The sequence below is a fragment of the Micromonospora sp. SD19 genome (assembly GCF_054462275.1).
Window position 1 is genome coordinate 490,877 of record NZ_JBTLMN010000002.1, and the last position, 13,541, is coordinate 504,417.

Genomic DNA, 13,541 nt, shown 5'->3' on the forward strand with positions numbered 1-13,541 from the left:
GGGCAACAGCCTGCGGGCGTGGCGTCAGGCCGGGAGCGTCCAGCGTTGGTTGGCGCCGGCGAAGCAGTCCCAGATCTGCAGCCGGGTGCCGTCGGCGGAGCTGTTGTCGGTGGCGTCGAGGCACTTGTTCGACTGCGGGTTGCGCAGCGTCCCGTTGGACTGCGCCTGCCAGACCTGCGCGCCGCTACCGTTGCAGTCCCAGAGTTGGACCTTCGCGCCGTTGGCGGTGGAGCCGCTGGCGATGTCGGCGCACTTGCCGAGGGCGCGCAGCGTGCTGTCGCTGGCGACGGTCCAGGTCTGCGCGTTGGTGCCGTTGCAGGTCCAGAGCTGGATGGCGGCGCCGTTGGCGGTGCTGGCCGAGGCCACGTCGACGCACTTGCCGCCGATCCCGGTGATCCGGCCGGTACGACCGGTCGGCGGCGGGGTGGTGCCGCCCATGATCGTGTCGTACATGGCGCTGACCAGTGAGGTCGAGCCGGTGGTGTCCTGCGACAGCTCCCAGTTCATCACGCCGCCGGCGTTTGCGAGGGCCCACTGCGTCTTGCGCTTGACCGTCGGGACGCCGTTGTAGCACTGCTGGGCCCCGCCGGCGGTGGTGCAGTCCCGGTTGGCGTTCGCCGGGTCCAGCGCGACCAGCGCCGAGTAGGTGTAGTAGCCGGGACGGCTGTAGAACGGGATGCCGAGGACGGCCTTGCTGGCCGGCAGGCCGCGGGCCTTCCACAGGTTGACGCTGTTGATCGACCAGTCGTAGTTCGAGTGCGGGCTGCCGCCGTCGTACGCCATGATGTTGAGCCAGTCGACCTGGTTGAACACGGCCGGCTGCACGCCGTCGACGGAGTAACCCTCGGAGACCACGGCGGCGGTGAGCAGCTTGCCGCGACTGTGCATGGCGGTGCCGAGCTGCGTCATGAGCGCCGTGTAGTTGTTCGCCGAGGCGCCCGGGTCGGGGTATTCCCAGTCCATGTCGACGCCGTCGAGGTTGTACTGGTTGACGAAGTTGACCAGGTTGTTGACGAAGGTGGTCCGGCTGCCGGAGTTGGCCGCGAGGGCCTCGAAGGCCGAGTCGTTGCCGTCGTTCCAGCCGCCGACCGCGATCGACACCTTGACGTTGTTGGCGTGTGCCTGGGAGACCAGCGAGGAGAGTTTGCTCGGGTTCTCCACCGCGCGCAGGCTGCCGTCGTTGTTGGGCAGCACGAACGCGTAGTTGATGTGGGTGAGCTTGTTGTACTGGATGGTGTTGACGTTGCCGGCCCAGGAGGGCATGTAGCCGACGCTCTTGAAGTTGTTCGGCAGCACCACGGCCTGCGCGGCGGTGGAGGTGACGGTGAGGGTGGCACCGGCCGTGGCCAGCGCGAGGAGGCCGGCGGCGAGGGCGCGGCGTAGTGGTGAGGACATCGGGGGCCTTCCCGTGGGCGGGGGACGACACCCGCCCGCGCGGGGTGTCGCGGGCGGGGAGTGCGGGACGCAGGTACGGGTGGGCCTCGAGGCAGCCAAATCTTAAAGAGTGTTAACTGTCCGAGTCAATCAACATCGATGGATTTCCGGCCGAGCGGTGCCGATAGGGAGTTTGCCCAAACGACCGTTAAGCTGACGGGGTGGGAATCGACGAGCTGTATCCGCCCGATCGGCTGATCGCCGCGCAGCGCGCCACGGCCGCCGCCGGTCTGGACGCCCTGCTGCTCACCCCCGGTTCCGACCTGCGGTATCTGACCGGGTACGACGCCCACGCGGGGGAGCGGCTGACCTGCCTGGTGCTGCCCGCCGAGGGCGAGCCGACCCTGATCGTGCCGAGGCTGGAACGCCCCGCGGCGGAGGCGGCCCCGAACACCGGGGTGCGCATCGTCGACCACGTCGACGGCAGCGACCCGTACCCCCTGGTCGTGGCCGCCCTCGACGGCCCGGTCGCGGCGGTCGGGCTCGCCGACCGGATGTGGGCCGAGCAGGTCCTCGGCCTGCGCGCGGCGCTGCCCGATGCCGCGCAACGCCTCGCCGGGGAGGTGCTGCGTGAGCTGCGGATCCGCAAGTCCCCGGCGGAGATCGCGGCGCTCGCCGAGGCCGGCGCGGCGATCGACGAGGTGCACCTGCGGATGGGCGAGTGGCTGCGCCCCGGGCGCACCGAGGCCGAGGTCGGGACCGACATCGCCGCGGCGATCCGCGCCGCCGGGCACGTCAGCGTCGACTTCGTCATCGTGGCGGCCGGGCCGAACGGGGCCAGCCCGCACCACGGCACCTCCGACCGGCCGATCGGCGCCGGCGAGCCGGTGGTGGTCGACATCGGCGGCACGATGCCGTCGGGCTACCGCTCGGACTGCACCCGCACCTATCTGGTGGGTGGGCCGGTGCCGGCCGACTTCCTGGACTACTACGCGGTGCTGCGCGACGCCCAGCGCGCCGCCGTCGAGGCGGTGCGACCCGGAATCACCGGCGCGGCGGCCGACGCGGCGGCCCGGGAGCCGATCGCCGCCGCCGGCTACGGCCCCGCCTTCCTGCACCGCACCGGCCACGGCATCGGGCTCGACGGGCACGAGGAGCCGTACCTGGTGGACGGCAACGACCGGGCGTTGGAGGCCGGCATGGCGTTCTCCATCGAACCGGGCATCTATCTGGCGGGCCGGCACGGCGCCCGCATCGAGGACATCGTCGTCTGCACAACGGACGGCGTGCAACGGCTCAACACCACCCCCACGGAGCTCATCGCGCTATGACTGTCGACCGGATCCTGCCCACCGACGAGGCCCACGACCTGCTGGGTCTCGCCACCGAGCTCGCCGACGGCGAGCTCGCGCCGAAGGCCGCGGCCTTCGAGGAACGCGCCGAGTTCCCCCGTGAGGTGCTGCGGACGCTGGGCCGCGCCGGGCTGCTCGGCCTGCCGTACCCGGAGGAGTACGGCGGCGCGGCGCAGCCGTACGAGGTGTACCTGCAGGTGTTGGAGATCCTGGCCAGCCGCTGGCTCGCCGTCGCCGAGGCGGTCAGCGTGCACACCCTGTCCTGCTATCCGGTGGCCGCGTTCGGCAGCGACGAGCAGCGCAAGTTGCTGCCGGACATGCTCGGTGGCGAGCTGCTCGGCGCGTACTGCCTCTCCGAGCCGCAGGGTGGCTCGGACGCGGCGGCGCTGAGCACCCGGGCCGAGCGCGACGGCGACGCGTACCTGGTCTCCGGCACCAAGGCATGGATCACCCACGCCCGGACGGCCGACTTCTACAACGTCTTCTGCCGCACCGGCGGGCCCGGCGCGAAGGGGATCTCCTGCCTGGTCGTCGACGCGGGCACGGCGGGCATCACCCCGCAGGCGGCGGAGCGGACGATGGGGCTGCGCGCCTCTCCGGTGGCGCAGATCGCCTTCGACGAGGCCCGGGTGCCGGCGGACCGGCTGATCGGCGGCGAGGGGATGGGCTTCACCATCGCGATGTCCGCGCTGGACTCCGGTCGGCTGGGCATCGCGGCGTGCGCGGTCGGGCTGGCCCAGGCCGCCCTGGACTACGCGGTCTCCTACGCCCGGGAGCGGCAGCAGTTCGGGCGCTCCATCATCGACTTCCAGGGGCTGGGCTTCCTCCTCGCCGACGCGGCCACCCAGATCTCCGCCGCCCGCGCGCTGACCCTGGCGGCGGCCCGGCTGCGCGACGCCGGCCTCCCGTACGCGATCGAGGCGGCCAAGGCGAAGCTCTTCGCCACCGACATGGCGATGCGGGTGACCACCGACGCGGTGCAGGTGCTCGGCGGCGCGGGGTACGTGGCCGACCACCCGGTGGAGCGGTACATGCGCGAGGCGAAGGTGTTGCAGATCGTGGAGGGCACCAACCAGATCCAGCGGATGGTGATCTCCCGGGCTCTCGCGAAGGGCTGACGGCGGCGCCCGGTGGCGCGGTCGCGGTGGGTGCGTCACGGCCTGTCGCGGTCCGCCACCGGAGGTACCGCGTCGCCGTGCGACGATTTTCCCGGTAGGTTGCACGCCGTGGAGGAGATCGACCGCGCTATCGTCGCCGCGCTGACCGCCGACGGCCGTCTGTCGTACACCGACCTGGCCGAGCGGGTGGGGCTGTCGGTGTCCGCGGTGCACCAGCGGGTCCGCCGGCTGGAGCAGCGCGGAGTGATCAAGGGGTACGCCGCCCGGGTGTCGTTCGAGGCGTTGGATCTGCCGCTGACCGCGTTCGTGGCGATCCGGCCGTTCGATCCGTCGCAGCCGGACGACGCCCCGGAGCGGCTGGCCCACCTGCCGGAGATCGATTCGTGCTACTCGGTGGCGGGGGAGGACTTCTACCTGCTGCTGGTGCGGGTGGCCAGCCCCACCGACCTGGAGCGGGTGCTGCAGGAGATCCGCACCTCGGCGAACGTCACCACCCGCACGACCGTGGTGTTGTCCACGCCGTACGAGAACCGGCCGCCGAAGATCAACGCTGCGGCACCGAGTCGGTCGCGGTCCCGGGCGCCGGAGGAGCCGGCTGGTTCCACCGCAGGATGACCTGCCGGCCGTGTTCGTGGCCGAGCGCGCTGACCGTGGCGGTGTCCAGGCGTAGCCGCCCACCGGTGGACGGTGGCATGCCGATCCAGCGGGCGCCGAGCACCCGCAGGCTGTGCGCGTGCCCGACCAGCGCGACGGTGCCCCGGTCGAGCAGCGGGGTGACGCGGGCCAGCACCCGGTCGAGGCGTTCGCCCACCTGCCCGGGGGACTCCCCGCCGGGGCAGCCGTCGGTCCAGATGTTCCAGTGCGGATCGTCGTCGTGGATGTCGACGGTGGTGCGGCCCTCGTACTCGCCGTAGTTCCACTCGCTGAGGTCCTCGTCGACGCTGTCGACGGTGAGCCCGGCCAGCTGCGCGGTGCGCAGCGCCCGGGAGCGGGGGCTGGCCAGCACGGTGACGAAGCGCCGGGCGGCCAGGAACGCCGCCAGCGTGCGGGCCTGTCGCTCGCCGTCGGGGGTCAGCTCCAGGTCGGTGTACGAGGTGTGCCGGTGGCTGGCGCTCCAGGTGGTCTCGCCGTGCCGGATCAGCAGGAGCTCTCCCATGCGGCCAGTTAACCATCGTGGGACTGCCCCGACAGCCGACCCCACCACAACCTATCTTCCTAGGACACCTTACAGGGTGTGCCGACCGGCACCGCCGGTTTCAGCACCCGGAGACCGGGCACACGAGCCAGGACAACCGCCAGACCGAGGAGGCGCGATGAGCTTCACCGAGAAGGCAAAGAACAAGGTTGAGCAGATGGCCGGCGCCGCGAGGGAGCGCGTCGGCGATATGACCGACAACGAGCGGATGCGTGGCGAGGGCGCCAGCCAGCAGAGCGACGCGCGCGCCAAGCAGGCCGGTCAGAACGTCAAGGACGCCGGTCGCAACGTGAAGGACTCGTTCACGAAGTGACCTGAGCGGTTCGCGGGTCCCCGGGCGGCGATGCGCCCGGGGACCCGTCGTGCTGTGGGCGTTCACGACGACACCGCAGGGGGCAGTGAACGGCTTTCGCGTTTGCGATGATCTGCGGCGTGATCCGATCTGGGCTTCGCCCGTTAACTGGCGTACTGGTCGTGGCGGCCATTCTTGGCGGTGCCGGGTGTGAAGCGTCCCGGGTGCCTCCCTCGGGCCAGCCGGTCTTCGTCGGCTCGTCCGCGTCGTCGAACCCATCCGCGCCGTCGGTCGCGCCGTCGGTCGCTGCCTCTTCGGTGGGGCCGTCCGCAGGTGTCGACCCGGCTGTTCCGTCGGCCGGTGTCCCGTCGCCGTCGGCGGTTGCCTCGGTGCCGGGCGCGACGCCGACGGGCACCAGGGCGCCGGTGGTGAACAACGGGCCGCGGACCGGTAACAAGGTCGCGTTGACCTTCGACGCGGACATGACCGACGCCATGCTTGCCAGTCTGCGGGCCGGTCGGGTGAAGTCGTACGCCAACCTGCGCATCCTCGACCTGCTGGAGCGGGAGCAGGTGGCGGCAACGTTCTTCCTGACCGGCAAGTGGGTGCAGCGGTACCCGGACGTGACCCGGCGGATCGCCGACAACCCGCGCTTCGAACTCGCCAACCACACCTACGGGCACGCGGCGTTCACCACTGACTGCTACGACCTGCCCGCACTGCCGGTCGACGAACTGGCCCGGGACGTGTCGAAGACCTTCGAGGTGATCAAGCCGTACGGGGGTCGGCAGACCCGCTACTTCCGCTTTCCGGGGCTCTGCCACGACGCGGCGGCGTTGGAGGCGTTGGCGCCGTTGGGTGTGACGGTTGTCGACGGGGACGTGGTCAGCGGTGATCCGTTCGCGACCGCGTGGAAGCCGTTGGTGCGCGCGGTGCTGGACCACGTCCGCCCCGGATCCGTGGTGATCATGCATGTGACCGAGGCGAACGCGGCGATGACCGACGAGGCGTTGCCGCACATCCTGGCCGGGTTGCGCAAGCGAGGGCTGGTGCCGGCGCCGTTGTCCGAGGTACTGGGTGAGGCCTGACCGGTGCGCTGACGTCGATTTAGGCGCGCAGGGTGTCGGTCACGAGCATCAGCACCACGACGCCGGTGACGGCGACGAGTTGGGCGGGGGCGGCCAGGGCAGGGCCGACGGCGGTGGTTGCCAGCGCCGCTAGCGCGGTGGTGGGTCGGCTGAGGGGGAGGGGGAGGGGGAGGGGGAGGGGGAGGCGCAGGGCGCGGCGGGTGGCGGTGATGCCGATCAGGTAGAGCGCGACGCCACCACTGAGGGCGAGGGCGGCACCGGGGGTAGCCGGCTCATCGGGATGGGCGACGGCGGCGTGCAGGCCACTGACGGTGGCGATGACCCCGATCAGCAACAGGAAGTGGGGGAGGACGTAGGCGCGGGCTGCCAGCCGGGTGCGAGTGGCCGGTGCGGCGGCGGCGAGGGCAGCTTCGGCGGGTCGCGTGTCGGTGAAGTACGTCCACCACAGGGCGACGGGTAGGGCGAGGGCGAGCACGATCGCGGCGGCCTTTCCGGCGGTGAGATCTTCGGTCGGTACGCCCATGCCGATGGCGACGACGGATTCGCCGAGGGCGACGATGACGAGCAGGCCGTGTCGCTCGACGAAGTGCGCCGGTCGCAGGTGGAAGGCTGCGGGAGCGCCGGTCCAGGAGAGGCGGGGGAGCAGGTAGGGCAGGACGGACTGGGTGAAGACGGCGGCGGCCCAGAGGGCGGGCACGGCGGGGCCGGTGAAGGCGGCGGCGGCCAGGACGAGGAGCGCGGCGGCGATGTTGTAGGGAGCGAGTCGGAGTGCGCCGCTGCGGGCGTCGGAGTGAAGGAACAGGATGAGGTGGACGGCGACGACGACGAGGTAGCCGACGGCGAAGAGAGCGCCGGTGTGGGTGAGGGCGTCGGGTAGTGCGACGGCGGTGAGCAGGAAGCCGGCCATGCCGGTGAAAAGCATCAGCCTGGTGGCGTTCCGTCGGGGTGGCAGGTGGTTGTTGAGCCAGGCGTAGCCGGTGTAGAGGTACCAGAGCAGGCCGAAGATCAGGGCGCTGCTTCCGAATCCAGCCCAGTTGAGGTGGGTTTCGAGGGCGCCGGCAAGTTGGGTGACGGTGAGCACGAACACGACGTCGAAAAAGACTTCGTCGAGCGTGACCCCGTCGGCCGTGCCCGTTTCGGGCGCTGTCCTCGGGTGTCCCATGGTGGTGGACGCTAGCCGCAGGCGGTGCACGGCATTCGCGGGTTGGTGATTCTCCTGGGGAGTGCCTGTGGACTGTCACGGTTGGGGGCGCACCGGACATGGAGTGGGTGTGAGCCCCGGGACAGAGCAGGACGAGGACCGATTCCGGCGGGCGTACGCCGAGGATTTCGAGTCGCTGTTGGCGTACGCGTTGCGGCGGGTCGCGCATCCGGAGGACGCGGCCGACGTGGTCGCGGAGACCTTCCTGGTGGCGTGGCGTCGCCGGCAGGACATTCCGGTTGCCGGCGCGGCCCGGCTGTGGCTGTACGGGGTCGCGCGGCGGGTGCTGGCCAATCATCACCGTGGGGGTGTTCGCCGGCAGCGCCTCGGTGAGCGGTTACGCCAGCAGATTGCCGCGTCGGTGACCGATCCGGGCAGTGAGGTGCCGGAGCGGCTTGCCGTTCGGGCGGCCCTGTCGGGTCTGGCCGAGATGGACCGGGAGGTGCTGATGCTGACGGTGTGGGAGGGGCTGCAGCCGCATGAGGTGGCCGCGGTGCTGGGCGTGTCCGCCGCGGCGGTCCGGACCCGGTTGTCGCGGGCGCGGGTGAGGTTGCGGGCGTTGGTCGGCGACGATCCGGGGCCGCCCGGACATGTACTCGACGTACTGACCGCATCCACCCGCAAGGAGGACTGATGAGCACGGAGGAGCGTGTCGACCAGCTGGTTCGGGATGCCGACCCGGGTGGGCTCGGGATGTTGGGGGACCTCGGCGGGGTGAAGCAGACCCTCCTGGAGGACATCGTGTCCGAGTCGTTGGTCCGGCGTACCGTCGGGTCGGCGCCGCGGCGGTTGTGGGTGCGTCGCTTCGCGGGCGTCATGACGGCGGCGGCCGTGCTCGTGAGCATCGTGCCGGCGTCCATGGTGTTGCGGGGGCAGGGCGAGGACGACACGGTCTCTCCGCTCGTCAGCGCGGGTGCGCGAGCCGGGGCCGGTTTTCCGCCGTCGGCGGTGGAGGCGGCGGAGAGGAGCCCGCGGTTACTGGTCGACCAGACCGGTTGGACGGTGGCGGCGCTGTCTGAGTTCTCCCAGGACTATGGCACTGTCAGGTTTCGCCGGGGTGCGCGGGAACTGGAGATGAACTGGTATCCGGCGTCCGTGTACGCGGACCGGTATGCCAATCAGCGCGAGACGGGGCCGGGAAGGTCGGTGCGGGTGGACGATTGGCCGGCTGATGTGTTCCAGAGCCTCAGCGGTGATTTCACGGTGCTGTTGCGTCCCCGCGACGACCTGGTCGTGGAGATCAAGTCCTCCGAGAACTGGTCGCGGAAGGACCTGGACCGGGTTCTCGCGGCCATCGTTCGGGTGGATGCGCGGACGTGGTTGGCGGTGCTTCCGGCGGAGATGGTCGTGCCGGTGCGGGAGCGGGCGGCGAAGGTGCTCGCCGACGTGCCGTTGCCGCCGGGGTTCGATATGGCCGCGCTGGAGGAGATCGGGGTCAGCGACTCGTACCAGTTCGGCGTGGGGGTGACGTCCCGGGTGGGTTGCGGGTGGATTGAGCAGTGGCGGCGGGCGACAGCGAGCGGGGATGAGGAGGCGGCACGGCAGGCCGCTGAGGCGCTGCGGGGGAGTCACGGCTGGCGGGTGCTGCGGGACATGGATCAGGCCGGTGACTGGCCGGAGGTGTTCTGGAGGTACGCCGACGAGGTCGCGGCGGGGACGTCGCCGACAGGGTACGTCGAGGCCCTGGGCTGCCGGTGACGGGAACGGCGACACCCCCGGGCAGTCTGCTCGGGGGTGTCGCCGTTGGTGGGTCAGTCGTCGCGGTGGTCGTTCCACCACTGCTGGCCGCCCTCGGGGAGGGTGTCGATCGGGTCGTAGTAGGCGTAGCGCTTGTTGAGCGCCTCCAGGTCGGCGGACTCGATGGAGGTGCGGTAGTTCTTGGTCCAGTAGGAGATGCCGCGCTCGCGGTCGTAGTCGGTGAGCATGTGCACCCAGCGCTTGCCGACGAACGGGACGTCGCAGACGATCCGGGGGGTCGCGTAGCCGGGGAGGTAGCCCATGATGTCGTGCTGGAGCTGCTGGGCGTGCCAGACCGGGACCCGCCAGTGCTCGGCGTTGGGGATCATGTCGCACATGTAGAAGTAGTACGGCAGGATCCCGGCTTCGCCTTGCAGGGCGAAGCAGAGGTCGAGCAGTTCCGGGGTGGTGGCGTTGACGCCGCGCATGAGCACGCCCTGGTTGCGGACGTCGCGGACGCCGACGTCGAGGGCGGTCTGGGCGGCCTTGGCGACCAGTGGGGTGAGCGACTGGGCGTGGTTGACGTGGGTGTGGATGGCGAGGTTGACGCCGCGGCGGGCGGCGGTGCGGGCGACGCGCTCCAGGCCTTCGACGACGTCGGGTTGCAGCCAGTGCTGGGGGAGGCCCATGAGGGCTTTGGTGGCGAGCCGGATGTCGCGGACCGTCTCCAGTTCCAGCAGGCGCATGAGGTACGACTCGAGGTTGCGCCAGGGGACGTTGGCCACGTCGCCGCCGGAGACGACCACGTCGCGGACGCCGGGGTGAGCCTTGAGGTAGGCGATGTGGGCGTCGTAGCGGTCGACGGGCTTGAGGGTGAGCTTGAGTTTGTCGACGGCGGGGGTGGAGTTGCCGACGAGGTCCATCCGGGTGCAGTGCCCGCAGTACTGGGGGCAGGTGGAGAGCAGCTCGGCGAGGACCTTTGTGGGGTAGCGGTGGGTGAGCCCTTCGGCGACCCACATGTCGTGTTCGTGGAGGCTGTCGCGGCTGGCGTAGGGGTGTGAGGGCCAGTCGGTGCGGCGGTCGGAGGCGACCGGGATCATGTAGCGGCGGATGGGGTCGGCGAGCAGTGCCTCGGTGGTGGGGGTCGCGAACGGCACCATCGTGTTGATCATCTGCGGTGGCACCAGCATGGACATGGTGGCCAGGGCCTTCTGGTCGGCCTCGAGGTCGGCGTAGAAGGTCTCGTCGATCAGGTCGCCGAAGACGGTGCGGAGCTGCTTGATGTTCTTGACGCAGTTGACGCGCTGCCACTGGGCGGATTCCCACTGGTCGCGGGTGACGTGGCGCCAGCCGGGGAAGCGGGTCCAGTCCGGTTCGACCAGGGGGCGGCGGTGGTATTCGTAGGGCTGCCCGGCGGTCGGTGCGGCGACCGGGGCGTGACGGGGGTGCGGGATGGTGTGGGTCACGGCCCCTCCTCGGTGGTGCGGCTGATCATCGAAGCCCGAAGGCTACTGGAAAATATTCGGTACAGAAACTAGTCTGCCGTAAGTTTTCCCGTTACGCGAGCCTTGACCGGGGCTTCGGGCGGCTGGACAGGGGGAGGTCGGCGTGACGTCACCGGTGGGACTGCACCGCGTCGTGCAACCGGCGGGGGTGCTGCCGCAGGCGGCTTGGCGGCTGGACACGTCGGCGGTGATCGCGCCGAACGAGGTGCGGATCCGGGTGCAGCGGCTCAACCTGGACGCGGCGAGCTTCCGGCAGTTGTCGGAGAAGCACGGCGGTGACGGTGACGCGGTCCGCGCCGAGGTGCTGGAGATCATTTCGACCCGGGGGAAGATGCAGAACCCGGTGACCGGGTCGGGTGGGATGTTGATCGGCACTGTCGAGGAGGCCGGTCGGCGCTCCCCGTTGGGGCTCAGGGCGGGCCAGCGGGTCGCCACCCTGGTGTCGTTGACGTTGACGCCGTTGGTGATCACCGACGGGTTGGCCCGTTGGGACGGGCGCAGCGAGCAGGTGCCGTGCGACGGGTGGGCGATCCTGTTCGCGCGGTCCATCGCCGCGGTGCTGCCCGAGGACGAGGACCCGCAGTTGTCCCTGGCCGTGCTGGACGTGTGCGGGGCGCCCGCGCTGACCGCCCGGGTGGTGTCGCGCTACGTCGAGGACCGGCGGCGCGCCGGTGACCCGTCGCCGGTGCGGGTCGCGGTGATCGGTGGAGCGGGCAAGAGCGGGTCGCTGTCGCTGGCTGCGGCACGGCGCGCGGGCGCCGCCCGTACCGTCGGGGTGGTGCCGGTGGCGGCGGAGCGCGACGCGCTGACGGCCGTCGGTCTGGCGTCGGTGGTGGCGTTGGCAGACGCCCGCGACCCGGTGGGGTTGTCCACGGCGGTGACCACCGCGTTGGGTGCCCCGGCGGACGTGACGGTGGTCTGCGTGGACGTGCCGGGGTGTGAGCACGGGGCGGTGTTGGCCACCGCGGACGGCGGCACGGTGATTTTCTTCTCGATGGCGACGAGCTTCTCCGCTGCGGCGTTGGGTGCGGAGGGGTTGGCGGCGGACGTGACGATGCTGGTCGGCAACGGGTACGTGCCGGGGCACGCGGAGCTGGCGTTGGGGTTGTTGCGGGCCGAGCCGGGGGTGCGTCAGCTGTTCGCGGCGCGGGTCGCGGCAGACTGAGGTCATGACGAACCCCTCGACGTTGTATCGCGGCGGCGTGCTGCACTGCCCCGCCGACCCGAGTGCGACCGCGCTGCTGGTGTCCGGTGGGCGGATCGCCTGGTTGGGCACCGATGGTGACGCGCCGTCGGCCGACCGGGTGGTGGACCTGGGTGGGGCGCTGGTGACGCCGGCGTTCGTGGACGCGCACGTGCACGCCACCGACACCGGGTTGGCGTTGTCCGGGCTGGAGTTGTCGCGGGTGCGCTCGGCGGGGCAGCTGCTCGACGCGGTGGCCGGGTTCGCGGCCGGTCTGCCGGCGGACGCGGTGGTGCTGGGGCACGGCTGGGACGAGTCGGGTTGGTCGGATCCGACGTTGCCGGACGCGGCGGCGTTGGACCGGGCGGCCGGTGGCCGGCGGGTGTACCTGTCGCAGGCGTCGATCCATTCGGCGTTGGTGTCCTCGGCGATGCTGGCGGCGTGTCCGCAGGCGGCGACCGAGGCCGGGTACGACGCGTCGGGGTGGTTGCGGCGCGACGCGCACCATGTGGTGCGGGCGGCCGCGCAGGGGTCGGTGAGTCGGGCGCAGCGGGTCGCGGCGCAGCGGGTGGCGTTGGCGCACGCGGCGTCGTTGGGCATCGCGGCGGTGCACGAGTGCGGTGGTCCGGAGATCTCCGACGAGGAGGACTTCACCGGTCTGCTGGGCATCTCCGGGGCGGGGTTGCCGGAGGTGTACGGGTACTGGGGTGAGCTGGGTGGCGCGGCGCGGGCCCGGGAGTTGGGTGCGGTGGGCGCCGGTGGGGACCTGTTCGCCGACGGGGCCTTGGGGTCGCGGACGGCGCACGTGTCGCAGCCGTACGGCGACGGTGACGGGTGCGGGCACGGGTACCTGACGGCCGAGCAGGTCCGCGATCACCTGCTGGACTGTGCGGCGCACGGCCTGCAGGGCGGGTTCCACGCCATCGGTGACGCGGCGATCGGCACGGTCCTGGACGGGTTCGCGGCGGCGGCGCGGACGGTGGGGGTGGAGCGATTGCGGGCGGCCCGGCACCGCATCGAGCACGCGGAGATCATGAACAAGCGGTTGATCGCGCGGTTCGTGGAGTACGGGGTGGTGGCGAGCATGCAGCCGGCGTTCGACCGGTTGTGGGGTGGCGCGGGTCGGATGTACGAGGCGCGGTTGGGGTTGGACCGGTCGTTGGAGTCGAACCCGATGGGTGCGATGCACTCGGTGGGGGTGGCGTTGGCGTTCGGGTCGGATTCGCCGGTGACGCCGCTGGACCCGTGGGGGTCGGTGCGGGCGGCGGCGGCGCACCACAACCCGGCGCAGCGGATGGGGGTGCGCTCGGCGTTCGCGGCGCACACCCGGGGTGGGTGGCGGGCGGTGCACCTGGACGTCGAGGGGGTTCTGGCGTTGGGTGCGCCGGCGACGTTCGCGGTGTGGTCGACACCGGCGGGGGTGCAGCGGGGTCTGCCGGTGTTGCTGGCCGAGGACCCGGAGCAGTGGGGTCCGGACGACCCGACGCCGCTGCCGGTGTGTCGGCGGCTGGTGCTGCGCGGTGAGGTCATCTACGAGGAAGGGTCGTCGTGAGCGA

13 protein-coding genes are annotated in these 13,541 nt (G+C 71.3%); 9 read left to right on the plus strand and 4 right to left on the minus strand.

Features of this window, described 5'->3' with window-relative positions; translation table 11 throughout:
• Window positions 1-24 precede the first annotated feature (24 nt).
• A complete protein-coding gene (locus tag ACX27O_RS09400; RefSeq protein WP_030327583.1) occupies window positions 25-1,395 on the minus strand; it encodes a glycosyl hydrolase family 18 protein in 1,371 nt (456 codons plus the stop codon).
• 200 nt (window positions 1,396-1,595) lie between these two features.
• Here ACX27O_RS09400 and ACX27O_RS09405 point away from each other — a divergent pair, with 200 nt between their 5' ends.
• From ACX27O_RS09405 to ACX27O_RS09415, 3 genes are all read left to right on the plus strand, one after another.
• Window positions 1,596-2,705, plus strand: a complete 1,110-nt coding sequence (locus ACX27O_RS09405) for a M24 family metallopeptidase (RefSeq protein WP_458939270.1) — start codon at window positions 1,596-1,598, stop codon at window positions 2,703-2,705.
• Window positions 2,702-3,844, plus strand: coding sequence for an acyl-CoA dehydrogenase family protein (locus ACX27O_RS09410; RefSeq protein WP_458939271.1), 1,143 nt, complete (start codon window positions 2,702-2,704; stop codon window positions 3,842-3,844). The genes ACX27O_RS09405 and ACX27O_RS09410 overlap by 4 nt, the downstream gene beginning before the upstream one ends.
• A 108-nt stretch (window positions 3,845-3,952) precedes the next feature.
• The gene (locus ACX27O_RS09415; RefSeq protein ID WP_357635067.1) at window positions 3,953-4,459 is read left to right on the plus strand and encodes an Lrp/AsnC family transcriptional regulator; all 507 of its coding nucleotides are present in this window, start codon (window positions 3,953-3,955) and stop codon (window positions 4,457-4,459) included.
• On the opposite strand, the gene ACX27O_RS09420 is transcribed toward ACX27O_RS09415, so the two are convergent.
• Window positions 4,389-5,000, minus strand: a complete 612-nt coding sequence (locus ACX27O_RS09420; protein WP_458939272.1) for a histidine phosphatase family protein — start codon at window positions 4,998-5,000, stop codon at window positions 4,389-4,391. The genes ACX27O_RS09415 and ACX27O_RS09420 overlap by 71 nt on opposite strands.
• Window positions 5,001-5,157: 157 nt before the next feature.
• Between ACX27O_RS09420 and ACX27O_RS09425 the strand changes: the two genes are divergently transcribed.
• On the plus strand, window positions 5,158-5,352 hold the full coding sequence (locus tag ACX27O_RS09425) for a CsbD family protein (RefSeq protein ID WP_088989634.1): 195 nt from the start codon (window positions 5,158-5,160) through the stop codon (window positions 5,350-5,352).
• Between the two features lie 407 nt (window positions 5,353-5,759).
• Complete coding sequence (locus ACX27O_RS09430; protein WP_458939273.1) at window positions 5,760-6,419, plus strand: polysaccharide deacetylase family protein; 660 nt, start codon at window positions 5,760-5,762, stop codon at window positions 6,417-6,419.
• Between the two features lie 19 nt (window positions 6,420-6,438).
• On the opposite strand, the gene ACX27O_RS09435 is transcribed toward ACX27O_RS09430, so the two are convergent.
• Window positions 6,439-7,581 carry a low temperature requirement protein A gene (locus ACX27O_RS09435; RefSeq protein WP_458939274.1) on the minus strand — a complete coding sequence of 381 codons (1,143 nt, stop codon included), beginning with the start codon at window positions 7,579-7,581 and terminating at the stop codon, window positions 6,439-6,441.
• Window positions 7,582-7,690: 109 nt separating this feature from the next.
• Here ACX27O_RS09435 and ACX27O_RS09440 point away from each other — a divergent pair, with 109 nt between their 5' ends.
• Window positions 7,691-8,254: an RNA polymerase sigma factor gene (locus ACX27O_RS09440; protein ID WP_036410537.1), complete on the plus strand. Its 564-nt coding sequence runs from the start codon at window positions 7,691-7,693 to the stop codon at window positions 8,252-8,254.
• Entirely contained in the window at window positions 8,254-9,318 is a 1,065-nt protein-coding gene (locus ACX27O_RS09445; RefSeq protein WP_458939275.1) for a hypothetical protein, read from the plus strand. Before ACX27O_RS09440 ends, ACX27O_RS09445 begins: the two co-directional genes overlap by 1 nt.
• 53 nt (window positions 9,319-9,371) lie before the next feature.
• On the opposite strand, the gene ACX27O_RS09450 is transcribed toward ACX27O_RS09445, so the two are convergent.
• Entirely contained in the window at window positions 9,372-10,763 is a 1,392-nt protein-coding gene (locus ACX27O_RS09450; protein ID WP_279515684.1) for a KamA family radical SAM protein, read from the minus strand.
• A gap of 142 nt (window positions 10,764-10,905) precedes the next feature.
• On the opposite strand from ACX27O_RS09450, the gene kdd reads away from it, so the two are divergent.
• Both kdd and ACX27O_RS09460 read left to right on the plus strand, forming a co-directional pair.
• Window positions 10,906-11,967 (plus strand): L-erythro-3,5-diaminohexanoate dehydrogenase, encoded by a 1,062-nt coding sequence (kdd, locus tag ACX27O_RS09455; RefSeq protein ID WP_455648662.1) that lies wholly within the window; start codon window positions 10,906-10,908, stop codon window positions 11,965-11,967.
• A 4-nt stretch (window positions 11,968-11,971) separates the two neighbouring features.
• Window positions 11,972-13,537: an amidohydrolase gene (locus ACX27O_RS09460; protein WP_030327598.1), complete on the plus strand. Its 1,566-nt coding sequence runs from the start codon at window positions 11,972-11,974 to the stop codon at window positions 13,535-13,537.
• The last annotated feature ends 4 nt before the right edge of the window (window positions 13,538-13,541 follow it).